Source organism: Aeromonas sp. DSM 116730, assembly GCF_046581335.1.
GTDB classification, from domain to species: domain Bacteria; phylum Pseudomonadota; class Gammaproteobacteria; order Enterobacterales; family Aeromonadaceae; genus Aeromonas; species Aeromonas rivipollensis.
Window position 1 is genome coordinate 3,460,846 of sequence record NZ_CP144265.1, and the last position, 22,977, is coordinate 3,483,822.

Sequence of the window (22,977 nt, forward strand, 5' to 3'; positions counted from 1 at the left end):
GTCAGGCATCAAGATGAAGCCCCATCCAGATGTCAGAACCAAGGGAGCCTGCAGCTCCCCGGCCTGTGCCTGCCCCCTTTTCTCTGCCATGTCTGCGGTTCAGCGACGTGCCCCGGGTGAGGGGCGCCAGTTGCCCGCGGCGTCGGCACAGAAGCTGGCCAGGCGCTGCACGACCTGCTGAACGGCACTATTGGCCGCCATCACGCCGCCGTAGGGATTGGCCTGCGGTGCTGGCACTGTCTCGTCGAATTCGCGCCAGGCCAGCACCTGGCGGCTGTCGCTGTCCACCAGGTAGGCCCGCAGCGTGAAGCGGGTACGGCTGGGTGATCTGTCGAACTCCTGCTGCAGGCGGATGATTTCGACATCGAGGCGCAGATCCCCCGCAGCCGGGCTGGGAGCCAGGACGACGGCGCGAAAGGCCCCCGTGCCCTCGAGTGCGGCGACAATGCGTGGGGCTATCATCCGGGCGGGCGTATCGATCCATTCACTGTGCGCGAAATACTCCAGCTGATAGGGCTCGCGAACATAGATGATCCGCTGGCTGTCGAAACCGGGGGCGGCACGTGGTGGGTTGACGATCAGCGTAGGCGCGGCGCCCAGTCTGGCCGCTGCGGCCTTGGCCGGGGGGGATGCACCCACCCCGGAGAGCGAATAGAAGGCCGGTGGCGGCACCTTGGTCGCATCGAACATGCTGCAGGCAGTGGGCAGGAGCAGCAACAGCGCGGTGATGGCGAGCCGGGTGAAGGGAGGTGGTGGCTGGCGGATCATGGCTGTTTCCCTCCTTCGGATGATTCTCCGGGGCCATCCGGCACCGGCTTGCGGCCAAACAGGAGTCCGGAGGGATTGCGTTCGGTCTGCTCGCTGAGGCGGCGCAGCGAGGTCGTCAGCACGCTGAGCTCGCCGAGCAGGCGTTCCAGCTGTGGCAGGGTCTCCGCCGTGAAGCGGTTGATGTCGCTGCCGACCGCGTTGAGGGTCTTGCCTGCGCTGGCACTGGTGCCGGCGATCTCATTGCCCATCTTCTCGACGGCATCCGCCGCCCGCCCGATACGCGCGATCAGGGGGGCGAGCTCGTGGCTCGCGCTTGCGCTGTTTTTCATCACCCTGGCCGCATCCTTCAGGCCGGCATCTATGCTCTCGTTGCGCTCGGCCAGGGTATGCGCCACCCGGGCAATGTCGGTCAGGGTGCTCTGGAAGGCCGCCTGATTCTCCGGACCGAGCAGGGCGTTGAGGCTGTTCGAGGTACTGTCCAGCTTGGCCAGCACGCTGGTGAGGACGTTCTCGAGGCGAGCAGCAAGCGATGGATGGGTGCGGATCACCGGATACTGATAGCCAGGGGTGGCCTGCAACAGGGGCATGTCGCTGGCCCCGCCGCTCAGCTCGACGTAGGCGATGCCCGTCAGGCCCTGTGTCTTGAGCACGGCCACAGTGTCCTGCCTGATCGGCGTGCCTCGCTCGATGGCGAACAGCAGATTGACCTGCTCGGGATTGGTCGGATCGAGCCGTATCTGCCTGACCCTGCCGACATCAACACCGTTGTATTTGACCGGTGCATTGAGATTGAGGCCGGCGACCGACTCCTCCGAGATCGCCAGATAGAGATCGTATGCCTTCTGGAAAGCCCCTCCCGAGGCGAGCCAGAGGATGACGGCCACCAGCAGGGTGCCGAGGATGACGACAAAACCCCCTACCAGGGCGTAACTGACCTTGGTTTCCATCATGTCCCCTCGCTGCGTTGCTCGGCGGCCCGCCCTCGCGGGCCCTCGAAGAATGGCCGGATTGCCGGCAGATCCATCTCTGCCAGCGCTGTCATCGACCCTATCCCCTGCACCTTGCCGTCACCGAGCACGGCGACGCGGTCGGCCACCTGCCACAGCAGATCGAGATCGTGGGTGATAAGGACTATGGTCAGGCCGAACAGATCGCGTAACTTGCGGATCAGGCTGTCAATCTCGCCAGCGCTCTCGGGGTCCAGACCTGCAGTCGGCTCATCGAGAAAGAGCAGTTCGGGATCGAGGGCCAGGGCACGTGCCAGCGAAACGCGCTTTAGCATGCCGCCGCTCAGCTCGGCCGGGTACTGATCACCCACGACCGGCTCCAGGCCGCTCATCGCCAGCTTCCTGTCAGCGATGTCGTCGATCAGCCCTTGTGCGAGTTCGGTGTGCTCACGCAGCGGCAGACCCACGTTTTCCCTGGCGGTCAGGGAGCCGAACAAGCCGCCACTCTGAAACATGACGCCCCAGCGCTGGCGCAGGGCAAGGGCGTCGGCGTCTTCGATGTTGGCGAGATCGACCCCGAGCACCCGGATCGAGCCCGACTCGGGTTGCTGAAGCAGGATGATCTCCCGCAGCAGGGTCGACTTGCCCGATCCCGAGCCGCCGATCAGCGCGAAGATCTCGCCGTGGTTGACCACCAGATCGATCCCGTCATGGACCACATGCTCGCCAAAGCGCGTCATCAACTGGCTGATGATGATGGCCGGGGTGACACTGCCATCTGGCGCCTTCATCTCAGAGATCCAGGGCGCTGAAGGCAACCGAGAAGAGCGCATCGGCCACTATCACCATAAAGATGGAGTGGACGACGCTGCGCGTGGTCTGCCGTCCGACGCTGTCGGCTCCTCCCTTGGTTTGAAACCCCTGGAAGCAGCCAACGGTCACTATGATGGCGGCAAATACCGGCGCCTTACCGATGCCGATCAGCAGATCCGTGACGCTCACCGTCTTGACGAAGCGATCGAGGAATTCGGCCGTGCCGACGTCCAGCTGGATGTGCGCCATCAGCATGCCCCCCAGGACGCCGAAGAGATCGGCGAAGAGGGTGAGCAAGGGGAGAGTGATCAGGAGAGCGAGCGCCTTGGGCAGCACCAGCATGTCGAGTGGTGCAATGCCTATGGTGCGCATGGCGTCGATCTCCTCGGTCACCGCCATGGTGCCAATCTGCGCCGCGTAGGCGGAACCGGAGCGGCCGGCGACTATGATGGCGGTGATCAGCGGAGCAAACTCTCGCAGCATCGAAAGCGCGACCAGATCGACGACAAAGATGTTGGCGCCATAGAGGCGCAGCTGCGCGGCCCCCTGATAGGCGACGACGATGCCGAGCAGAAAGGAGAGCAAACCGACGATGGGCAGGGCATCGACACCTGCGCTGCGGATGTTGTAAAGAATTGGGCGCCAGCGAATCCGTGTCGGATGGGCCAGCCAGCCACCCAAGGCGAAGGTGCACTCGCCGATGAAGGCGAGCAGGGCGCAGCCTTGTGCCAGCAGGGTCACCGTGCCCTGACCCAGGCTTTCCAGGCGGGACAGAGGCCGGGGTAGAAATGTGGGCCCCGGAGCGGCCTCCTGAGCCAGGGCATCGAACAGCCTGGCGAACTCCGGGCGCAGTTGGTGCAATTCGACGCCGGCCGCACCATCACGCAGCCGGCGCAGCAGTGTCTGCAGGATCCAGGCCCCGGCCGTATCGAGGGCCTCGATACCAGAGGCGTCGATGACCCAATGCTCTCCGGCCGGGACGGCAAGGGAGTCGAGCTCGCTTGTCAGACTGCCCATACCCAGCGCAGTCCAGGATCCCGACAACGCCAGCGCCTGTGGCGTCGCCCGGCTCATGGCAGCCGGTGTGGTGGTCGGTTTCAAGGCTGGCCACCCTGACGACGGAGTGGCAACCCCGAACAGGCGACCTGCCTAAGGGCCCCCATCGACCGATGGCGGTAGCCACACAGGCAGCGTGCAGGATCCGCAGGGTCAAGGGTTCCCCTGCAGGGCAGGGTGCCAGGGCCTGAGGGCTCGTCGGGTGTTTGCCTAGCGGTCGGTCTCGACCTTGATGTCATTCTTGACAGAGGTCACCCCCTCGACGCCCATGGCAATCGCGACGGCCTTGTCCAGCGCCGCCTGATCCACCGCGCCGCCACTCAGGGTGACCTCCCCGGCATCATCGGTATCGACATGGATATTGACCAGGCTGGACATCTGCTCGGCCGCAAGCCCCGCCTTGATCTTGGTGGTGATGACCGAGTCCTCGACATATTCCAGCGTCGAGGACTCCATGGTCGTCGATTCAGATGGCATCGACTGCGCGGCATCGGTGTCGTCGGTGAGCCCGGCGCCGTGGCTGGCTAACGGGAGCAACAGCAGTCCGGTGAGGAGCAAGCTGGCACTGAAGATATGGTTCATGGTGGTTCCTTCCTGGAGGGCTGAAAAAACGCACATCCGGCAGCCCGGGTGCTATCCATTCGCCGTGACGAAGATGTAACACGGGGCAGCGCGCAGTTCTGTACGGCATCGTACATAACGCGGGAGGTCTACAAGGCCACGGGGGAGCGGCATGAGATCAGGGGGGAGATGATAGCGCATTGCCGCGCGACAGGCGGCGCATTGGGAGTGACTGATGGGCGGGCGAACCGCAGAGGCGCGGTTCAATCGGCCACTGTTCTCACCCAATTTGCCTGAACATGCGGCGAGCGGAGGCCCTATGCTAGGCGACTCCGACTCAACAGAAAAAGAGAAGCAGCGGTTATCGGAGACAACCGCTGCCAGCGGGATCGCGCTTTCTTGCGAACGCTACTTGGGATCAGCCACGCCGATAGGGGCAGATACCGTCGGTTTGCCCTGCATGATGGCGATCTCCACCCGCCGGTTCATGCGCCGGTTCTCCGGGCTGTTGTTCGGCACCAGCGGTTGGGAGTCCGCCATTCCCTGCACCACCAGGCGGTTGCCGTCAAAGCCGGGCACCTTGATCATCTGGTGGGCCACCGCCACCGCCCGCTGGGACGAAAGCTCCCAGTTGGACTGGAACAGCTCGTCTTCGGTGGCGACGTCATCGGTGTGACCGGAGACGGTGATCTCCCCGGGCACATCCTTGAGCAGGGTCGCCACTTTACGGATCACCGGCCAGAACTGGGGCTGCAGGAAGGCGGAACCCGCCGGGAACGCCGCCTTCTCGCGGATGCGAATGATGATCTGCTGACCCAGCGCCTCTATCTCTATGGCCCCGTCCTGGATCTGGGCCTGCATCTGCTCGGCCAGCGCCTTGGCCAGTTCGTTGGACTGCGCCTGCGCCTTCTGGGCCTGCTGGGCGGTGTCACCACCGCTCTGCTGACCCTCGGTCTTGTCATGGCCCCCCGCCTGATCCGCATCCCCGGGCTGAAAATCCAGCTCGGTCTGGGTCATGTCGATGGTCTGCTGCATGATGGTGTCGATGGGGGTCGGTTCGGGCCGGCCAGGGCGAAACTCCTGAGCGATGACCGAGGTCCCCTTGGGAATATCCTTCACCTCCAGGATGTTCTGCACCCCGAATGCCTTCTCCATGGAGCCGGCGATCTGCTTGAACTTCTGCACATCCATCTCCGCAAAGGAGAGCAACAGCACGAAGAAGCACATCAACAGGGACATGAGATCGGCGAAGGTACCCATGTAGCCCGGCAGGCCGGGAGGCGGACACTTGCACTTTGCCATGGGGCCTCCTAGTCGAGCCCGTTGTTGCGTTTGGACTGGTTGAGGTAGTTCTGCAGCATGGCCTGGATCACGCGAGGATTCTGGCCGTCCTGGATGCCCATGATGGCGTCGAGGATCAGGGTGCGGCTCAGTTGCTCCTCGCCGCTGCGCAGCTCCAGCTTGTCGGCGATGGGAATGGCCACCATGTTGGCTTCGATGGCGCCATACAGGGTCGTCAGCAAGGCCACCGCCATGGCCGGGCCTATGGACTTGGGATCACTCATGTTCGCCAGCATGGCCACCAGCCCCACTAGCGTACCTATCATCCCCATGGCGGGGCCGAGATCACCCAGGGAGCGAAACACCTTGATGGCGATGACGTGGCGCTCCGAGGTCAGCTCTATGTCTTTTTCCATCACGGCGCGCACCACATCGGCGTCATGGCCGTCCACCAGCATGTCGATGCCCTTCTTCATGAAGGCATTGGGGATCTCCGCCGCTTCCAGCGCCAGAAAGCCCCCCTTGCGGGCCGCGTCCGCCAGCTCCACCGCCTTGGCAATCAGGTCATCGAGCTTGTCGCCCTTGTACATGAAGGCCTTGCCCGCGACCTTGAACGCCATCAGGAACTGGCTGAGGTTGAACTTCATCATGCAGATGAAGAGGGAGCCCAGTATGGTGATATAGACCGAGGGCATATCCACATACATGTTCATGGGGCCACCCAGCAGCATGCCGTACACCACGACCCCAAATCCCAGCACTATGCCTATCAGACTGCCTAAATCCACATCCCTACTCCTGTCGCCGAACTTGCCATTTATTTATATTGCGTTGAATTTTCTGCTATTGCGCCTCGGGCAGCAAGCCCGGCACGCCTTCATAACACGTCGGCAATAGATGGATGCCAGCCCCCTGTTATCGGCCGCGGTCAGGATAGTTTGAGGGCGGCACACTTTTCTGCCTCCCCCCTGTGCCCGGTCGATGTTAAGATGAGCCGTTTTTTTCAATCCCCGAGGATGGACATGGCCAGTAAAAAAATCGACCGTCTGAGTTTTGATGCCACCCTGGAAGAGCTGGAAACCATAGTGCATCAACTCGAACAGGGGTCTCTCCCCCTCGAGGAAGCACTCAAACAATTCGAACAGGGCATCCATCTGGTGCGGGCCGGCCAGCAGAAGCTGGAGCAAGCCGAGCAGAAGATCCAGATCCTCCTGACCCAGGCCGACGGCAGCGAACAGGCGGTCCCCTTTCGATCAGAGCAAGGAGAGGAGTGAGTGACCCTGGACGATTTCTCCCGCCAGCACCGGCGCCGCATCGACGACTGCCTCTCGGCACAGCTTGAGGCTCTGCCCGCCATGGCGCCGCGCCTGCGGGACGCGATGAAATACGGCCTGCTGCTCGGCGGCAAACGGGTACGCCCCTTCCTGGTCTACGCCGTGGGCGAGATGCTGGGGGTGCCAAGCGAGCGGCTCGACGGCCCCGCCGCGGCGGTGGAGTGCATTCACGCCTACTCCCTGCTGCACGACGATCTGCCCGCCATGGACAACGACGATCTGCGCCGCGGCCAACCGACAGTGCACAAGGCGTTCGATGAAGGCACCGCCATCCTGGCCGGTGATGCCCTGCAGACCCTGGCATTCTCCATACTGGCGGACCATCCCCTCCCCGACGAGCTGCTGGCCAACCGGGTACAGATGCTGAGCGCCCTGGCCCGCGCCTCCGGTTATCTCGGCATGTGCGGCGGTCAGGCGCTGGATCTGGAGGCCGAAGGCCGCCGCATCAGCCTGGCCGAGCTGGAGCAGGTGCACCGCCACAAGACGGGAGCCCTCATCGAGTGCGCCGTCACCCTGGGAGCCCTGTGCAAGGCCGACGTGGCGCCTGCCACCCTGGCCGCGCTGCAAACCTATGCCGCCGCCATCGGGCTCGCCTTCCAGGTGCAGGATGACATTCTCGACATCACGGGCGATACCGCGACCCTCGGCAAGCCGCAAGGTTCGGATCTGGCGCAGGAGAAGAGCACCTATCCGGCCCTGCTCGGGCTAGACAATGCCCGTGAGCTGGCTCGCGAACTGCATGACAAGGCCTTAACAGCCCTGCAATCCTTGCCCTACAATACCGACATTCTGGAAGCGTTTGCCGATTACATCATCGAGCGAACCCACTAAACGCTGGATAACAGTAACAATATGAGCGTTGATATTAGCGATTTCCCCAACCTGGCCCTCGCGGATACGCCGGTCGAGTTGCGATCCCTGCCCAAAGAGCGGCTGCCTATTCTGTGCGAAGAGCTGCGTGAGTATCTGCTGCGCTCGGTGAGCCGCTCCAGCGGCCACTTCGCCTCCGGCCTTGGCACAGTCGAGCTGACGGTGGCGCTGCATTACGTCTACAACACCCCCTTCGATCGCTTGGTGTGGGACGTGGGCCATCAGGCCTATCCCCACAAGATCCTGACAGGTCGGCGCGAGCGCATTCATACCATTCGCCAGAAAGATGGCCTGCACCCCTTCCCCTGGCGGGAAGAGAGCGAGTACGACGTGCTCAGCGTGGGCCACTCCAGCACCTCCATAGGTGCTGCCCTCGGCATGGCGGTTGCCGCCGAGAGCGAGGGGCTGGGCCGCAAGGTGGTGGCGGTCATAGGTGACGGCGCCATCACGGCGGGCATGGCCTTCGAGGCCCTCAACCACGCTGGGGATGTCCACAAGGACATGCTGGTGGTGCTCAATGACAACGAGATGTCCATCTCCGAAAATGTCGGGGCGCTCAACAACCACCTGGCCAGGCTGATGTCCGGCAAGCTCTACACCACCATCCGCGAAGGCGGCAAGAAGGTGCTGGCGGGGCTGCCGCCGGTCAAGGAGCTGGCCAAGCGGGCCGAGGAGCACCTCAAGGGCATGGTGGTGCCAGGCACCCTGTTCGAGGAGTTCGGCTTCAACTACATAGGCCCCATCGACGGCCACGACATCCACGCTCTGGTCGAGACCCTGCGCAATATGCGCAACCTCAAGGGTCCCCAGCTGCTGCACGTCAAGACCAAGAAGGGCAAGGGCTACGAGCCTGCCGAGAAAGACCCCATCGGTTACCACGCCGTGCCCAAGTTCAACCCGGACGAGTGCGCCCTGCCCAAGAATGCCGGCGGCAAGCCGACCTTCTCCGCCATCTTCGGCCAGTGGCTGTGCGACATGGCCGCCAAGGACGAGCGGCTGGTCGGCATCACCCCCGCCATGCGCGAGGGCTCGGGCCTGGTCAAGTTCAGCCAGCAGTATCCGGATCGCTACTTCGACGTGGCCATCGCCGAGCAGCATGCGGTCACCTTCGCCGCCGGCCTGGCCATCGCCGACAAGAAACCCGTGGTTGCCATCTATTCAAGCTTCCTGCAACGGGCCTATGACCAGCTGATCCACGACGTGGCGCTGCAGAACCTGCCGGTGCTGTTCGCCATCGACCGCGCCGGTCTGGTGGGTGCCGACGGCCCTACCCATCAGGGGGCGTTCGACATCAGCTTCCTGCGCACAGTGCCGAACATGGTGGTGATGACGCCGTCCGACGAGAACGAGTGCCGCCAGATGCTCTACACCGGCTATCAGTGCAACCAGCCCGCGGCGGTGCGCTACCCCCGTGGCAGCGGCTGCGGCACCGAGATAATGGGCGAGATGACAGCGCTGGCACTCGGCAAGGGTCGCGTCATTCGTGAAGGCAAGGGCACCGCCATATTGGCGTTTGGCACCCTGCTGCATCAGGCCAAGGCCGCCGCCGAGGCGCTGGACGCCACCCTGGTGGACATGCGCTTCGTCAAGCCCATGGACGAGGCGCTGGTGCTCTCCCTTGCCGCCTCCCACGATCAGTTTGTCACTCTGGAAGACAACGCCATCATGGGCGGGGCTGGCTCTGCGGTGAACGAGCTGCTGATGCGTGCCAAGCAGTGCAAACCTGTGCTGAATCTCGGTTTGCCGGATCGCTTCGTGGAGCAAGGTACCCAGGAGGAGATCTATGCCCAGCTGGGGCTGGATGCCGTTGGCATTCAGGCCAGCATAGAGGCCTGGCTGTTGACCTGAACAGGCTCGTTGACGAGCAAATAAAGAAGGGCGCCTGATGGCGCCCTTCTTGTTATCCATTATTTCAAACCTGTGCACACACTGTCGCGAGAAGGGCGTCAGCAAGGTTACAAGCTGCTCAGGAACCGGAACGTATAGACATACGTGAGCACTCTTTGGTTCCACATAAGCGAGCAGCACATGAGCCTTGATCACGCCCTCGCAGTAAGTGTGAGGACAGGTTTTTATCAGCCCTTGTAGATCTTGGGGTTGAACACATCCCGCAGCCAGTCACCCAGCAGGTTGATGACCAGCACCAGCACCACCAGGCAGATGCCCGGGAAGGCGGTGATCCACCAGGAGCCGGAGAAGATGTAGTTGAAGCCCACGCTGATGAGCGAGCCCAGCGACGGCTGATCCACCGGCATGCCCAGCCCCAGGAAGGAGAGTGCCGCCTCGCTCATGATGGCGTTCGCCACCTGCACGGTTGAGATGACCAGGATGGGCGACAGGCAGTTCGGCAGTATGTGGCGGAACATGATGCGCGGGGCACGGAACCCCATCACCTGGGCCGCTTCCACATACTCCTTCTTCTTCTCCGCCAGCACGGAGGCGCGTACCGTCCGGGCGTACTGGGGCCACTCGGCGATGCCGATGATCACCACCAGCATCAGGATGGCGAACTTAGAGTAGAACTCGGAGCCAAAGGTCGCCTGGAAGATGGCGGAGATGATGATGGCCACCATCATGGTGGAGAACGACAGCTGCACGTCGGCAAAGCGCATCAGCAGGTTGTCGATGCGACCACCGAAGTAACCGGCGATGAGGCCGATGACGATGCCGAGCACCAGCTGCAGACCGACGGCGAACAGGCCTATGGTCAACGAGATGCGGGCGCCATAGAGGATGGTGCTCCAGATGTCACGACCCTGGTTGTCGGTGCCGAGCCAGAAGCGCGCCTCGCCCCCTTCCAGCCAGGAGGGAGGCAGCTCCGCATCCATCAGATCGAAGCTGGTCTGGTCATAGACGTTGTGCGGTGCCAGCCAGGGCGCCAGCAGCGCCGCCAGTACGAACACCACAAACACCGCAAAGCTGAACATGGCTACCTTGTCCCGCAGGAAGTAGTAGACGATGTCAGAGTTCTTGAATCGCGCCCAACGGCTTGGGCTTGCAGTTACAGCGTTAGTCATCTGTTACCCCTTGGCGGTCAGGTTGACGGTCGGGTTGATGAACCCGTAGAGCAGGTCGACCAGGGTATTGGTCACCACGAAGATAAGGCCCACAAAGATGACGTAAGCGGTGATCAGCGGGGTATCGACCCTGTGGATCGCCTCGAGGAACAGGAAACCCGTCCCCGGCCACTGGAACACGCTCTCGGTCAGTATGGTGTAGGCCACCATGGTGCCGATCTGCACGCCGCCGACTGTGATGACAGGCAGCATGGTGTTTTTGAGGGCGTGGCTGTAGTAGACCTTGTTGTTGTCCAGCCCCTTGGCACGGGCGAACTTCACGTACTCGGAGGAGAGCTGCTCCAGCATCTCGGAGCGTACCAGCCGGATGAACAGCGGCAGCATGATGGAGGAGAGCGACACCGCAGGCAGGATCAGGTGCAGTATACCGTCCCAGGTAAAGAAGCCCGACTCCCAGCCCAGCAGGTTGTAGGTCTCGCCACGGCCATAGGCCGGCAGCCAGCCCAGCTGGATGGAGAAGAGGTACATCAGCATGATGGCGGTCAGGAAGACCGGGATCGAGATGCCGATGCTGCTCACCGCCATGATGAGCTTGGTCAGGAAACTGCGCGGCCTTATCGCCGAATAAACCCCCAGCGGAATGGAGACCACGACGATGATGAGCGCGGCAGCAAACACCAGCTCAAGGGTAGCCACCAGCTTGTCGAGGATCACCTCGAGGGCCGGTCGCTTGAAGAAATAGGAGGTGCCCAGATCCCCTTGCACCGCGTTCTGCAAGAAGCGGCTGTATTTCACCAAAAAGGGATCGTTGAGGCCCATCTTGTCGCGCAGCTCCTGGCGCACGGACTCGGAGACGGATTGTCCCACCAGCTCGCGCAGCGGATCCCCCAGGTTGTCCTGGATGGAGAAGGCGACCAGGCTGATGACGAACATCACTATCACGGCCTGATAGAACCGTTTCAGCAGGAATGTAAACATGCTTGTCCTTCTACGTGGCCTGTGTCTTGGCACAGGCTTCTGTTAATGACGGGGCACCCATGGGCGCCCCGCCAAGTCCTTCCTTAGCGCTTCACTTACTTGTTGACCACCAGGTCACCCAGGTAAGGGAAGTTCATCACGTTGACCACAGGCTTGATGTCGACGTTCTTCTTGGCACCGTAGGCCAGGTCTTCCCAGTGCAAGGGCACGTAGGCAGCGTCGTCGATCAGCATGGCTTCCACCTTCTGCAGGATGGCGGCACGCTTGGCCGGATCGGTTTCGGTGTTCGCTTCCATCACCATCTTGTCAGCTTCTGCGTTGGCATAACCGCCGCAGTTGTACTGACCCATGCCGGTCTTGGCATCCTTGGTGAAGGTCAGGAACTCGAAGAAGTTCGCACTGTCTTCGGTGTCGGAGTGCCAGCCGATCAACTGCATGTCGGAGGCGCACTTGTCAAACTCGGGCCAGTACTGGGCAACCGGCATGGTCTTCAGATCCACCTTGATGTTGATCTTGGACAGCATGGCGGAGACGGCCTGGGCGATCTTGACGTCGTTGACGTAGCGGGCAGCCGGGGAGATGAAGGTCATCTTGAAGCCCTTCTCGTAACCGGCTTCCTTCATCAGCTCCTTGGCCTTGGCCAGATCATACTGGGGCTTGAGCGCCTCGTTGTAACCGGCATAGCCTTTCGGGCTCAGCTGGCCAGCGGGGGTACCGAAGCCCTTGTTGATCTTGTCGACTATGCCCACCTGGTTGATGGCGTAGTTGATTGCCTGACGCACGCGCTTGTCTTTGAGCGCCGGGTTGGTGTTCTGGTTCAGCTCGATGATGATGGCGCGGGTACCGGACAGGGTCACCAGCTGGGAATCCTTGCCGTTCTTCACGCGCTCCAGATCGTTCGGGGCAACCGGGTAGATCATGTCCACGTCACCACCCAGCAGGGCGGCTACGCGGGTCGCGTCTTCCTTGATCGGTACCACTGTCAGGTTCTGGACGTTGCCCTTGGAGGCCTTGTCCCAGTAGTTGGCGTTGCGGGCATACTCCAGCTTCACGCCCTGCTCGCGGAACTTGACGCTGAACGGACCAGTACCGGAAACATGGGTAGAGGCATAGGAGTCGCCGTTCTTGACGATGGCGGCCTTGTCCTTGCCGGCTTCATCCTTGCCGCTGTAGAACTTGGAGTCCATCGGGAAGATGTAGGTGACGGTCTGCAGCACCAGCGGGAACGGCTTGGCGGTGACGAGATCCACGGTGAAGTCATCCACCTTCTTGGCTTCGGCGATGGGGTCGAAGATCGCCTTGAAGTCCGGGGAGGCCTTCAGACGGTTGACGGTCCATACCACGTCATCGGCGGTGAAGTCGTTGCCGGAGTGGAACTTGACACCCTTGCGCAGGTGGAAGCGGACGGTCTTGTCGTCGATGCGCTCATACTTCTCGGCCAGACGCGGCTCGAATTGCAGATCCTGGGTGTAACGCATCAGGGGATCGAACACCAGGTGAGACATCTCCAGGGTCTGACCGGAGAGCTGCTCCTGCGGGTCCAGCGAGGTGGCGTCAGAGGCGACGGCAACCTTGATGTCGGCGGCAGAAACGTTGAACGCGAGACCAGCGGCGAACAGCGCCATGGCGATCTTGGATAATCCTTTCTTCATGTCTTTCTCCATGCTTTTGGCTTTTTATTGACAGACAAACCGGCGAGCCGGTGCTTTCCTAGCTTGCGATTTCCAGCCCCTCGCGGGACATTCCCTTAAATTCCGGCATGAGGGAGATCAGCTTGCGGCTGTACTCATGCTCGGCATTGGTAAATAGTTTTTCGGTCTCCGCGACCTCCACCAGGTGGCCGTGCTGCATCACGCCGATGCGATCGCACATCTGGCGGATGACCGGCAGATCGTGGCTGATGAACAGCATGGTGAGCCCAAGCTCCTGCTGCAAATCCTTGAGCAGGTTGAGGATCTGGGCCTGCACCGAGACATCCAGCGCCGAGGTGGGCTCGTCGCAGATGAGGAAGCGCGGCCGGGTCGCCAGGGCGCGGGCGATAGAGATGCGCTGGCGCTGACCACCTGAGAACTCGTGGGGATACTTGACCCCTGCCCCGCGGCCGAGGCCGACGTGATCCAGCAGATCGCTCACTATGCCCTGGATCTGGCTCTCGCTGCTCGCCAGTTTGTGGAAGCGGATCGGCTCGGCGATGATGTCACGCACCTTCATGCGCGGGTTCATCGAGGAGTAAGGGTTCTGGAACACCATCTGCATCTGGCGGCGCAGCGGGCGGCGCTCATGCTCCCCTTTCAGGGCGGTGAGGTCGATCCCCTCGAAGAAGATCTTGCCGGTATCGGGCGGATAGAGGCCCGTGATGGCACGGGCTATGGTGGATTTGCCGGAGCCCGACTCCCCCACCAGACCGAAGGTCTCCCCTTCGAAGATCTCGAAGCTGATGTTGTTGCAGGCACGCACGTACTGGCGGCGGCTCGGGAAGATGGAATCCTTGGTAACGAACTTCAGATCCACGTTCTCCACCCGCAGCAGGGCACCTTCATAGCTGCGCTCGTCCTGACTCTGGCCGAGCCAGTGGGTCTTGAGATCGATGCTGAGATCCGGCGCACCGGCATCCTCTATGTAGGAGACCAGGGGGAAGCGCACCAGCTTCACATCCGAGCGGGGCACCGCCGAGATGAGGCTGCGGGTATAGGGGTGGCTGGGGCGACCCAGCACCTGTTCGGTGGTGCCGAACTCAACCAGATCCCCGCGATACATGACAGCCACCTTGTCGGTGACGTTGGAGACCACGCCCATGTCGTGGGTCACCAGCATGCAGCCCACCTGACGCTCCTTGCAGAGGTTGCGGATGAGCTGGAGGATCTGATCCTGAATCGAAACGTCAAGCGCCGTGGTCGGCTCATCGGCGATGATGAGCTCGGGATCCCCCGACAGCGCAATGGCGATGACCACCCGCTGGCGCATGCCACCGGAGAACTGGTGCGGGTACTGCTTGATGCGGATTTCCGGCTGCGGTATCCCGACCGCCCCCATCAGCTCGAGGGCCTTGGCAAAGGCGGCCTCGCGATTGAGATCGGTATTGGCCAGTATGGTCTCCACCAACTGCTGTTCAACGGTGAACAGCGGATTGAGGGAGGTCATGGGATCCTGGAAGATGAAGCCGATACGGGAGCCACGGATGGCCCGCATCTCGTTCTGGCTCTTGCCGGAGATGAGCTCGCCGTTGAGGTAGATATCGCCACGGGCGATGCGACCGGGCGGGCTCAACAGATCGATGACGGCATTGCCTATGGTGGACTTGCCGGCACCTGATTCACCGACCACACCGACGATCTCGCCTTTTTCCACGGAAAAAGAGAGATCCTTGACCGCGGCCAGCACCCCATAGCGGGAGGGGTACTCGATCCGCAAGTTTTTCACTTCGAGCAAGGACATGGTTACCTCTGCGGGGGACATCCGTCCCAAATAATTCGTCCGTAAATCAGCCGCAGATGCTGGTTGTGCCTTGGTACTTATGTTGAGAGCTTGTCTTGTGTAATAAACGCTCAATCCATGAGGCAGCCAAACCAGCGATCCGGGCGGGTTTTTTGCATTTTTTTGGAATAACCCGCGAGTAAGTTAGTCGGTTTGCCCGCGGGTGTAAATGATCCAGTTATACAATTTCGCAATACTTTGCGCAGATAACGCACTCGTCATTGGCGCAAAATGTCGATAAATATCACATTAACAGAGATTGTGATGGCAATGCGAGAGATTAGCTTATTTAAATTTCAACAAAGATGTAACAAGCAATCGAATCCACTATTCAATACAGACTACGCGGCTTCGAATGAGTAGTGAATATTTATGTGAAATGATTTTTTAGCGGCAGCATATCTGGATGAAGGAAAACTAAGCAGAGATAAATAGGGTCAACTCAGAATGATCTGCCAGAGCCCGGTGCGCCATCACCGGACAAGCCGGGGGGATTGCATACAAAAAGGCGCAGTCCCACCAAGGAACTGCGCCTGAAGCTTAATTGTATCGAAAGAGCGGGCAGACAGAGGATGACACTGCGCGGCATCGAGGGCCGAGCCCGCCGCGACCGCCGACCCCGCCTTACCAGCGAGCCAGCAACTGCATGCAGAACAGGGCGAACAGACCGGCGATGAGGTCATCCAGCATGATGCCGAGCCCACCGCGACCGCCGACCCCGCCTTACCAGCGGGCCAGCAACTGCATGCAGAGCAGGGCGAACAGACCGGCGATGAGATCATCCAGCATGATGCCGAGCCCGCCATGGATACGGCGATCGAACCAGGAGATGGGCCAGGGCTTGAGCACGTCGAACAGCCGGAACAGCACGAAGCCGGCCAGCACCCACTCCCAGCCAGCCGGAGCGGCAATCATGGTGACGCCGAAGCCTATCACCTCGTCCCAGACGATGGCACCGTGATCCGGCATGCCGATGGCATCGGTGGCCGCCTGACAGATGCGAATACCAGCCACGAACCCCACCGCCAGCAGGGCGATGAACCAGGGGGTCGGCAGGCCGCTCACCAGCAGGTAGAGCGGAATGGCCACCAGGGTCCCCATGGTGCCCGGCGCCCTGGGAGAGAGACCGGCACCAAAGCCCAGCGCCAGGCAGTGGAGCGGGTTCTTCAGGCTCAGGCTGTTCAGCTCGGGCCTTATCTTGAAAAAGCTCATGCGAAGTGATCCCAGCCCTTGAGATGAAGCTCGACCGGCTGCTCATCCTGCACATAGTCGATGCCGGGGTCGCCGGCCTGGATGCGGCCGATGCGGGTGAACCTGACGCCACAGTTGGCCAGCGCCGTGTCCAGGGCACCGTGATGCTCCTGTGGCACAGTGAAGCAGAGCTCGTAGTCATCGCCACCGGCCAGCGCCAGTTGCCAGGCATCCCGTGCGGGCACGGCGTCCTGCAACACGGGCGAGAGGGGCAGCAGGTCCAGATCTATCTGGGCCCGCACACCGGACGCCTTGAGGATATGACCGAGATCGGAAGCCAGGCCGTCGGAGAGATCCAGCGCGCTGCTCGCCAGCCCGCGCAAGGCCTGACCGGCCAGGATGCGGGGATGGGGATGATCGAGCCTGGGCAGCACGGCCGCTAGCTGGTTCTCGTTGAGGGTGCGTTTGCCCAGCAGATGGGAGAGGGCCAGGGCCGCATCCCCCAGGGTGCCGGTGACATAGATGCCGTCCCCTACCCTGGCGCCGCTGCGCATCAGGGCACGGCCGGTCGGCACGGATCCCTTCACCGAAACGGTGATGGAGAGTGGCCCGCGGGTCATGTCCCCCCCCACCAGGGCCACATTGTAATATTCGGCGAGCTCGAGGAACCCTTCCGCAAAGCCCGCGACCCAGGCCTCGTTGACGGCGGGCAGGGTCAGCGCCAGGGAGACCCAGCGCGGCTCGGCCCCCATGGCGGCGAGATCGGAGAGGTTGACCGCCAGCGCCTTGTAGCCCAGATCCACCGGATCCATGTCCGGGAAGAAGTGCACGCCGCTCACCAGGGTATCGGTGCTCACCGCCAGTTGGGTATCGGCGGGCAGGGTCAGCAGGGCGCAGTCATCCCCTGGGCCCATCACCACGTCCTTGCGGGCGTGGGGGACCTTGAAGTACTTCTCAATCAGCTCAAATTCACCCATACAGTAAAAAGCCAGCGGTTAAGCTGGCTCCTCTCTTAGATGCTGTTGATGCGCTTGCTGCGACATAGTGATCAAGGCTCATCTGCTGCTCGGGCTCCTCATGTATCTCTATACACTCCGGCCCCTGCGCAGCCCTTCACCTTGCTGACGACTTCTCGCGACAGAGCATCTATCAGCACTGAATGCTGATGGACGGCGGGATCAACGCTTGGGCAGCGTCTTGATCACCTTGTCCAGTACACCGTTGACAAACTTGTGGCTGTCATCGGCGGCGAAGGCTTTGGCCAGTTCGATCGCTTCGTTGATCACCACGCGCGGCGGCACATCATCACGACGGGTCAGCTCGTAGGTCGCCAGACGCAGGATCGCCTTGTCCACCATGTCCACTTCTTCCAGCGGACGGGAGAGGAAAGGTGAGAACACCTTGTCCAGCTCGTTGCAGTGGACCGCTACCCCGAACAGCAGATCGCGGAAATAGCTCAGGTCCACACCCTTGGTGTCCTGATCGATCTTGAACTGCTCTTCGATGTCGCCCACGTTGGCCTGGGTCATCTGCCACTGGTAGATGGCTTGGGTGGCGCAATGGCGGGCCTTACGGCGCTCGGACGGTTTCAATGTACTTCTCCTCGTTACACGTCCAGCTGTTTCAGGACGTTGATCATTTCGAGCGCGCTCAGTGCAGCCTCTGCACCCTTGTTACCCGCCTTGGTACCGGCGCGCTCGATGGCTTGTTCAATATTTTCAGTGGTCAGTACGCCGAAGGCGACGGGAATTTCATACTCCATCATCACCTGGGCCAGCCCCTTGCCGTTCTCGCTCGCCACCAGTTCGAAGTGATAGGTGCCGCCACGGATGACGGTACCGAGCGCGACTATGGCGTCGTATTGACCGCTCTTGGCCAGCTTCTTGGCTGCCAGGGGAATTTCGACGGCACCCGGCACACGCACCAGGGTGAGATTGCTGTCCTGGACCTGGCCTTGACGCTTCAGCACGTCCAGCGCGCCGTTCACCAGGCTGTCATTGATGAAGCTGTTGAAACGGGCAACGACAATAGCAACACGCGCCTCGGGAGCGGCGATATTCCCTTCGATAATCTTCATTGGAAATCCTGTCTCTGTGCAATCAATAGGGGCCGGGGCCAAAAGTGCACGCATTCTAGCACAACAGAGCCGCGACAAAAAACCATGGCCGCAACGTGCGGCCATGATAGTCATTCAAGCCATCAGGGACTTGTTCGCCGACGTATTCCAACACCTCAAGGCCGAAGCCGCTGTAAGAGGGTGGTGTACTTCATCTAGCGAGTACCAGGGCGCTTACTCGCCGACGTACTCCACCACTTCCAGGCTGAAGCCGCTGACGAGGATGGTATTTCGTCAAGCGAGTACCAGGGCGTTTACTCGCCGACGTACTCCACCACCTCAAGGCCGAAACCGCCTAGGGCATGGTATTTCTTCGGCGAGCTCAAGAGGCGCATCTTGCCGACCCCGAGCGCCTTGAGGATCTGGGAGCCCACGCCGACCCGGCGCGAGGTACCTTGCCACTTGGCCCCTTCCGGGGCCAGCCCCTTGTCGGCGGCTTCAAAGCCTTTGACCCGGGCCAGCAGCTCGGCGCCCTGGGCTTCGGCCCCCAGGATCACCAGCACACCGCCCTCTTCGGCGATGCGGGCCATGGATTTGGGCAGCGGCCAGCTGCGGGCGCTGTGGCGATCCGTCAGCAGCAGATCGCTCAGCACGTCGTGCAGATGGACCCGCACCAGGGTCGGCTGGTCGGCTTTCACCTCGCCTTTCTTGAGGGCGAAGTGTACTTGGTTGTCTATGGTGTCGCGGAAGGTGACCAGATCAAACTCCCCGAACTCGGTGGGCAGCTTGCACTCGGCCACCTTCTCCACCGTGGTCTCATGCTGGTTGCGATACTCGATGAGGTCGGCGATGGTGCCGAGCTTGATGCCGTGCTGCTCGGCGAAGATCTCAAGGTCGGGACGGCGCGCCATGCTCCCATCCTCGTTGAGGATCTCGACGATGACGGAGGCCGCCTCGTAACCGGCCAGACGGGCCAGATCGCAGCCCGCTTCTGTATGGCCGGCACGGGTCAGCACGCCGCCATCCTGGGCCATCAGCGGGAAGATGTGGCCAGGCTGCACCAGATCGGCTGCCTTGGCGTTCGGTGCGACGGCGGCCTGTACGGTGACGGCGCGGTCGGCGGCGGAGATGCCGGTGGTCACCCCCTCGGCCGCTTCTATGGTCACGGTGAAGGCGGTGGAGAACTGGGCGTTGTTCCTGTCCACCATCAGCGGCAGCGCCAGCTGCTTGCAGCGATCCCGGGTCAGGGTCAGGCAGATCAAGCCCCTGCCGTAACGGGCCATGAAGTTGATATCCTCCGGACGGACACAGGAGGCGGCCATGATGAGGTCCCCTTCGTTCTCCCTGTCTTCGTCATCCATCAGGATCACCATCTTGCCCGCCTTGATATCGGCAATGATTTCCTGGGTTGTGCTCAGCGCCATGGGCTACTCCATCAACATGCTTGGGGAATTGAGCCTGCCGGCTCGGCTTGATACTGCATCATTGTGTGCTAGATGGGGGCGCGGGGCCCCATTTCAATCGGAGCGGGATCACAGAACCGTATTTTGCCCGCTCGCCTGCCTGTCAGATAAACCCGGATCGGGCCAGGGTCTCCAGAGTCAGACTGGATCCGCCCTGCTCCTGCGCCCTGCCCTGCATCAGCCGCTCCAGATAGCGGGCGATTTGATCCACCTCCAGGTTCACCCTGTGGCCCGGTTTCCAGCGAGCTATGGTGGTCTCCTGGGCGGTGTGGGGCACTATGGTCAGGCGAAAGAGATCCCCCTGCACGGCGTTGACCGTCAGACTGATACCATCCACCGCAATAGACCCCTTCTCGGCTATGTAGCGAGAAAGTTCCTGTGGCGCCTGGATCCAGTACTCGATGGCGCGGCCGCTGCTGGACTTGCTCTTCACCTCGCCTATGCCATCCACATGGCCCGAGACCAGGTGGCCGCCGAGGCGGGAGCTCGGCATCAGCGCCTTCTCGAGATTCACCGGATCCCCCACCTTGGCCTCGGCAAAACCGGTGCGAGCGAGGGTCTCAAGGGAAACGTCCGCGGTGTAGCTCTTGTCCCCCAGGGCCACCACCGTCAGGCAGACGCCGTTGGTGGCGATGGAGTCGCCCAGCTTGACGTCGCCAAAGTCCAGGGTCGGCGCATGGACGGTGAGGGCCATGTCATCCCCCTGGCGGCGCAGGGCGGCCAGGGTGCCCATGGCTTCGATAATTCCGGTAAACATGCAGATCACCTTGATGATGACGGGGCCGAACCGGCCCCGATAGACAGTGAAAAATCAGGCAATTTTCGCTGTGATGCGAATGTCCTGCCCCACCAGACGCACATCCTTGAGCTGGAGCTTGGGGGCCTGGAACAGCTTGGTCAACTCCGGCAGGTGGAACAGGCCACGCCCCTCATCCCCCAGCAGCTTGGGGGCCTGATAGAGCACCAGCTCGTCCACCAGCCCCTTGGCCAGCAGGGCGCCGCACAGCCTTGGGCCCGCCTCCACCAGCACAGAGTTGATGTTCTGCTTGGCCAGCAGCATGAAGAGGCTCACCAGATCCAGCTTGCCATCCAGCAGCGGCAGGGTCAGCTGCTGCACCCAGGCAGGCCAGTCCCCGTCTACCTTGTGACGGGCCAGCAGCACGGGGCTATCGCTCTGGAACAGGGGCAGGTCAGGGGTGAGCCGGTTCTGGGAATCGACGATGACCCGCAGCGGCTGGCGCAGGGTCTCCCTGGGATAGCTTGCCTTGACCGAGGCTGGCAGCTCGTCCCAGCGCACGTTGAGGGAGGCGCCGTCGGCCAGCACAGTCTCGGCGCTGGAGAGCACGGCATCGTGGCGGGCACGCAGCCGCTGCACGTCGCGGCGCGCCTCCGGGGAGGTGATCCACTGGCTCTCGCCACTCGCCATGGCGGTGCGGCCGTCGAGGCTGGCACCGAGCTTGACCGTCACCTGCGGGAAGGCGGTGCGCATCCGCTTGAAGAAACCCGGGTTGAGGGCCTCGGCCTCGGCGCTGAGCAGGCCGAAGTCGGTCTTGATGCCCGCCTCGGAGAGCATGCGCAGGCCGCGTCCCCCCACCTGGGGATTGGGATCCACCATGGCCGCCACCACCCGGGTCACCCCGGCCTTGATCAGCGCCTCGGCGCAGGGAGGGGTGCGACCGTGGTGGGAGCAGGGCTCCAGGGTCACATAGGCGGTGGCGCCGCGGGCCTCTTCCCCGGCGGCATGCAGAGCATAGACCTCGGCATGGGGTTCACCGGCACGCTGGTGCCAGCCCTCCCCCACCACAACGCCGGCCTTCACCAGCACGGCGCCGACACAGGGATTGGGGGCCGTGGTATAGCGGCCGCGGCGGGCCAGTTCGAGGGCCCGACTCATCCATTGGTAATCATCTTGACTAAACATCTGGGCTCCCGTTCAAAGCGAGAAAATTGGCGTTGTAGGTTCGATTAGCGCAGCGTAATCGGACATTGGGAAGCTTATTTCTCCAGCTTGGCGATCTCTTCACCGCTTCTTGTCATAAACAAGGCGGATGTCCTCGAAGCTGCGATAGGTGGAAACGAAGCGGATATCACCTTGCCCACCCGATAGCATTACTTCTCCAGCTTGGCGATCTCTTCGCCAAACTCGCGGATGTCCTCGAAGCTGCGATAGACGGAGGCGAAGCGGATATAGGCCACCTTGTCCAGGCTCTTGAGCTCATCCATCACCAGGTTGCCCACCAGCTGGGAGGCGACTTCGCGCTCGCCGGTGGCACGCAGCCGGGACTTGATGTGGTTGACCCCTTTTTCGATGGCCTCCATGCTCACCGGCCGCTTCTCCAGGGCCCGCAGTATGCCGGCCCGCAGCTTGTCTTCATTGAAGGGCTCGCGGGAGCCGTTGGACTTGATGACACGGGGCATCACCAGCTCGGCCATCTCGAAGGTGGTGAAGCGCTCGTGGCAGAGCAGGCATTCACGACGGCGGCGCACCTGATGGCCTTCTGCCACCAGACGGGAGTCGATCACCTTGGTATCAACGGCACTACAGAAAGGGCAATGCATCTGACCTCCGGCGTTAACGGAAAAGGCACCTGCCCCGCAGGGTCAGGATCTTGGCCGGCCAGTGTAGCACGGCCATCCAAAGCCGGTAAAAGCCCAGAAAAAACAATGCCACCCGCAGGTGGCATTGGGGCTGAAATGGCGCAGGCTCAGTCGTCGTAGGGCAACAGATCCGGATCGCAATCCACATAGTCGGGAGCCGGATCTTGCTCAAACTGTACCGCCCCTATCTGGGTAGCCCCTTGCATCAGGGCCTTGCTCACCCTGTGCATGCCATCCATCACCCGTCCGGCACTGTCCAGTATGATGGGATAGGCGAGATCGGCGGCCAGCATCAGCTGGCAGTGTTCTATGATGCTGCGCACAGTGGGTTTCACGCTGCCATGCCCGTACCAGTGCACGCTGTCCAGTTCGGCAATCTGCGAGAGCGGCACAGCTTGCACCGGCAGCTCACGGCTCAGCCTCACCAGTCGGCGCACATCCCACGCCAGCAGCCCCTCGGGCACCGGGCGAAAGTGATACTGGGGGCGTATGGACGAGATAGCCTCCTCGTCGGCGATCCGGATCTGACTGGTCATCATGCCTCCTCTTGCAGTTGTTAAACACGGACTG

Annotated in this window: 23 protein-coding genes; 3 read left to right on the plus strand and 20 right to left on the minus strand. The window is 61.9% G+C overall.

Going from position 1 to position 22,977, the window contains the following annotated elements; all coding sequences use genetic code 11:
• Positions 1-99 precede the first annotated feature (99 nt).
• The 7 genes from Aeroheme_RS15820 to pomA all read right to left on the minus strand — a co-directional run bounded on the left by Aeroheme_RS15820 (position 100) and on the right by pomA (position 6,214).
• Positions 100-768 (minus strand): ABC-type transport auxiliary lipoprotein family protein, encoded by a 669-nt coding sequence (locus Aeroheme_RS15820; protein ID WP_168234526.1) that lies wholly within the window; start codon positions 766-768, stop codon positions 100-102.
• The gene (locus Aeroheme_RS15825) at positions 765-1,718 is read right to left on the minus strand and encodes an MlaD family protein (protein ID WP_368169902.1); all 954 of its coding nucleotides are present in this window, start codon (positions 1,716-1,718) and stop codon (positions 765-767) included. The genes Aeroheme_RS15820 and Aeroheme_RS15825 overlap by 4 nt, the downstream gene beginning before the upstream one ends.
• Positions 1,715-2,506 (minus strand): ABC transporter ATP-binding protein, encoded by a 792-nt coding sequence (locus Aeroheme_RS15830; protein ID WP_368169901.1) that lies wholly within the window; start codon positions 2,504-2,506, stop codon positions 1,715-1,717. Before Aeroheme_RS15830 ends, Aeroheme_RS15825 begins: the two co-directional genes overlap by 4 nt.
• 1 nt (position 2,507) lies before the next feature.
• Positions 2,508-3,629 carry an ABC transporter permease gene (locus Aeroheme_RS15835; protein ID WP_411166172.1) on the minus strand — a complete coding sequence of 374 codons (1,122 nt, stop codon included), beginning with the start codon at positions 3,627-3,629 and terminating at the stop codon, positions 2,508-2,510.
• Positions 3,630-3,794: 165 nt separating this feature from the next.
• The gene (locus tag Aeroheme_RS15840) at positions 3,795-4,166 is read right to left on the minus strand and encodes a BON domain-containing protein (protein ID WP_368169899.1); all 372 of its coding nucleotides are present in this window, start codon (positions 4,164-4,166) and stop codon (positions 3,795-3,797) included.
• Between the two features lie 387 nt (positions 4,167-4,553).
• Positions 4,554-5,447, minus strand: coding sequence for a flagellar motor protein MotB (locus tag Aeroheme_RS15845; RefSeq protein WP_025326043.1), 894 nt, complete (start codon positions 5,445-5,447; stop codon positions 4,554-4,556).
• Positions 5,448-5,455: 8 nt separating this feature from the next.
• Positions 5,456-6,214 (minus strand): flagellar motor protein PomA, encoded by a 759-nt coding sequence (pomA, locus tag Aeroheme_RS15850; protein ID WP_106887625.1) that lies wholly within the window; start codon positions 6,212-6,214, stop codon positions 5,456-5,458.
• A gap of 234 nt (positions 6,215-6,448) precedes the next feature.
• Here pomA and xseB point away from each other — a divergent pair, with 234 nt between their 5' ends.
• From xseB to dxs, 3 genes are read left to right on the plus strand one after another with little or no spacing between them, the layout of a single operon-like run.
• Positions 6,449-6,700, plus strand: coding sequence for an exodeoxyribonuclease VII small subunit (gene xseB, locus Aeroheme_RS15855; RefSeq protein ID WP_025326041.1), 252 nt, complete (start codon positions 6,449-6,451; stop codon positions 6,698-6,700).
• Positions 6,701-7,591, plus strand: coding sequence for a (2E,6E)-farnesyl diphosphate synthase (gene ispA / locus Aeroheme_RS15860; RefSeq protein ID WP_411166173.1), 891 nt, complete (start codon positions 6,701-6,703; stop codon positions 7,589-7,591).
• A gap of 21 nt (positions 7,592-7,612) precedes the next feature.
• A complete protein-coding gene (dxs, locus tag Aeroheme_RS15865; protein WP_411166174.1) occupies positions 7,613-9,478 on the plus strand; it encodes a 1-deoxy-D-xylulose-5-phosphate synthase in 1,866 nt (621 codons plus the stop codon).
• Between the two features lie 227 nt (positions 9,479-9,705).
• Here the strand turns inward: dxs and Aeroheme_RS15870 are convergent, their stop codons facing one another.
• The 13 genes from Aeroheme_RS15870 to Aeroheme_RS15930 all read right to left on the minus strand — a co-directional run bounded on the left by Aeroheme_RS15870 (position 9,706) and on the right by Aeroheme_RS15930 (position 22,943).
• Positions 9,706-10,647: an ABC transporter permease gene (locus Aeroheme_RS15870; RefSeq protein ID WP_025326038.1), complete on the minus strand. Its 942-nt coding sequence runs from the start codon at positions 10,645-10,647 to the stop codon at positions 9,706-9,708.
• Positions 10,648-10,650: 3 nt separating this feature from the next.
• Positions 10,651-11,625: an ABC transporter permease gene (locus Aeroheme_RS15875; RefSeq protein WP_025326037.1), complete on the minus strand. Its 975-nt coding sequence runs from the start codon at positions 11,623-11,625 to the stop codon at positions 10,651-10,653.
• A gap of 95 nt (positions 11,626-11,720) precedes the next feature.
• A complete protein-coding gene (locus tag Aeroheme_RS15880) occupies positions 11,721-13,277 on the minus strand; it encodes an ABC transporter substrate-binding protein (protein WP_106887629.1) in 1,557 nt (518 codons plus the stop codon).
• A gap of 58 nt (positions 13,278-13,335) precedes the next feature.
• Positions 13,336-15,060: a dipeptide ABC transporter ATP-binding protein gene (locus Aeroheme_RS15885; RefSeq protein ID WP_106887630.1), complete on the minus strand. Its 1,725-nt coding sequence runs from the start codon at positions 15,058-15,060 to the stop codon at positions 13,336-13,338.
• Positions 15,061-15,822: 762 nt separating this feature from the next.
• Positions 15,823-16,311 (minus strand): phosphatidylglycerophosphatase A, encoded by a 489-nt coding sequence (locus Aeroheme_RS15890; protein WP_163136398.1) that lies wholly within the window; start codon positions 16,309-16,311, stop codon positions 15,823-15,825.
• The gene (gene thiL, locus Aeroheme_RS15895; RefSeq protein WP_234567509.1) at positions 16,308-17,267 is read right to left on the minus strand and encodes a thiamine-phosphate kinase; all 960 of its coding nucleotides are present in this window, start codon (positions 17,265-17,267) and stop codon (positions 16,308-16,310) included. The genes Aeroheme_RS15890 and thiL overlap by 4 nt, the downstream gene beginning before the upstream one ends.
• A gap of 201 nt (positions 17,268-17,468) precedes the next feature.
• On the minus strand, positions 17,469-17,882 hold the full coding sequence (nusB, locus tag Aeroheme_RS15900; protein WP_025326032.1) for a transcription antitermination factor NusB: 414 nt from the start codon (positions 17,880-17,882) through the stop codon (positions 17,469-17,471).
• Positions 17,883-17,896: 14 nt separating this feature from the next.
• Positions 17,897-18,367, minus strand: a complete 471-nt coding sequence (gene ribE / locus Aeroheme_RS15905) for a 6,7-dimethyl-8-ribityllumazine synthase (RefSeq protein WP_106887633.1) — start codon at positions 18,365-18,367, stop codon at positions 17,897-17,899.
• A 293-nt stretch (positions 18,368-18,660) separates the two neighbouring features.
• Complete coding sequence (ribBA, locus tag Aeroheme_RS15910; protein ID WP_106887634.1) at positions 18,661-19,770, minus strand: bifunctional 3,4-dihydroxy-2-butanone-4-phosphate synthase/GTP cyclohydrolase II; 1,110 nt, start codon at positions 19,768-19,770, stop codon at positions 18,661-18,663.
• A gap of 142 nt (positions 19,771-19,912) precedes the next feature.
• Positions 19,913-20,566, minus strand: coding sequence for a riboflavin synthase (locus tag Aeroheme_RS15915; RefSeq protein WP_394294165.1), 654 nt, complete (start codon positions 20,564-20,566; stop codon positions 19,913-19,915).
• 54 nt (positions 20,567-20,620) lie between these two features.
• Complete coding sequence (gene ribD, locus Aeroheme_RS15920) at positions 20,621-21,730, minus strand: bifunctional diaminohydroxyphosphoribosylaminopyrimidine deaminase/5-amino-6-(5-phosphoribosylamino)uracil reductase RibD (RefSeq protein WP_411166175.1); 1,110 nt, start codon at positions 21,728-21,730, stop codon at positions 20,621-20,623.
• Between the two features lie 188 nt (positions 21,731-21,918).
• Positions 21,919-22,368, minus strand: a complete 450-nt coding sequence (gene nrdR / locus Aeroheme_RS15925; protein WP_025326027.1) for a transcriptional regulator NrdR — start codon at positions 22,366-22,368, stop codon at positions 21,919-21,921.
• A gap of 146 nt (positions 22,369-22,514) precedes the next feature.
• Positions 22,515-22,943 carry a hypothetical protein gene (locus tag Aeroheme_RS15930; protein WP_411166176.1) on the minus strand — a complete coding sequence of 143 codons (429 nt, stop codon included), beginning with the start codon at positions 22,941-22,943 and terminating at the stop codon, positions 22,515-22,517.
• Positions 22,944-22,977: the final 34 nt, after the last annotated feature.

Coding starts and splice junctions, on each gene's coding strand:
- Aeroheme_RS15820 (WP_168234526.1), bottom strand. CDS start 768: ATGATCCGCCAGCCACCACCTCCCTTCACCCGGCTCGCCATCACCGCG.
- Aeroheme_RS15825 (WP_368169902.1), bottom strand. CDS start 1,718: ATGATGGAAACCAAGGTCAGTTACGCCCTGGTAGGGGGTTTTGTCGTC.
- Aeroheme_RS15830 (WP_368169901.1), bottom strand. CDS start 2,506: ATGAAGGCGCCAGATGGCAGTGTCACCCCGGCCATCATCATCAGCCAG.
- Aeroheme_RS15840 (WP_368169899.1), bottom strand. CDS start 4,166: ATGAACCATATCTTCAGTGCCAGCTTGCTCCTCACCGGACTGCTGTTG.
- Aeroheme_RS15845 (WP_025326043.1), bottom strand. CDS start 5,447: ATGGCAAAGTGCAAGTGTCCGCCTCCCGGCCTGCCGGGCTACATGGGT.
- xseB (WP_025326041.1), top strand. CDS start 6,449: ATGGCCAGTAAAAAAATCGACCGTCTGAGTTTTGATGCCACCCTGGAA.
- dxs (WP_411166174.1), top strand. CDS start 7,613: ATGAGCGTTGATATTAGCGATTTCCCCAACCTGGCCCTCGCGGATACG.
- Aeroheme_RS15870 (WP_025326038.1), bottom strand. CDS start 10,647: ATGACTAACGCTGTAACTGCAAGCCCAAGCCGTTGGGCGCGATTCAAG.
- Aeroheme_RS15875 (WP_025326037.1), bottom strand. CDS start 11,625: ATGTTTACATTCCTGCTGAAACGGTTCTATCAGGCCGTGATAGTGATG.
- Aeroheme_RS15880 (WP_106887629.1), bottom strand. CDS start 13,277: ATGAAGAAAGGATTATCCAAGATCGCCATGGCGCTGTTCGCCGCTGGT.
- Aeroheme_RS15885 (WP_106887630.1), bottom strand. CDS start 15,060: ATGTCCTTGCTCGAAGTGAAAAACTTGCGGATCGAGTACCCCTCCCGC.
- Aeroheme_RS15890 (WP_163136398.1), bottom strand. CDS start 16,311: ATGAGCTTTTTCAAGATAAGGCCCGAGCTGAACAGCCTGAGCCTGAAG.
- thiL (WP_234567509.1), bottom strand. CDS start 17,267: ATGGGTGAATTTGAGCTGATTGAGAAGTACTTCAAGGTCCCCCACGCC.
- ribE (WP_106887633.1), bottom strand. CDS start 18,367: ATGAAGATTATCGAAGGGAATATCGCCGCTCCCGAGGCGCGTGTTGCT.
- ribBA (WP_106887634.1), bottom strand. CDS start 19,770: ATGGCGCTGAGCACAACCCAGGAAATCATTGCCGATATCAAGGCGGGC.
- Aeroheme_RS15915 (WP_394294165.1), bottom strand. CDS start 20,566: ATGTTTACCGGAATTATCGAAGCCATGGGCACCCTGGCCGCCCTGCGC.
- ribD (WP_411166175.1), bottom strand. CDS start 21,730: ATGTTTAGTCAAGATGATTACCAATGGATGAGTCGGGCCCTCGAACTG.
- nrdR (WP_025326027.1), bottom strand. CDS start 22,368: ATGCATTGCCCTTTCTGTAGTGCCGTTGATACCAAGGTGATCGACTCC.
- Aeroheme_RS15930 (WP_411166176.1), bottom strand. CDS start 22,943: ATGACCAGTCAGATCCGGATCGCCGACGAGGAGGCTATCTCGTCCATA.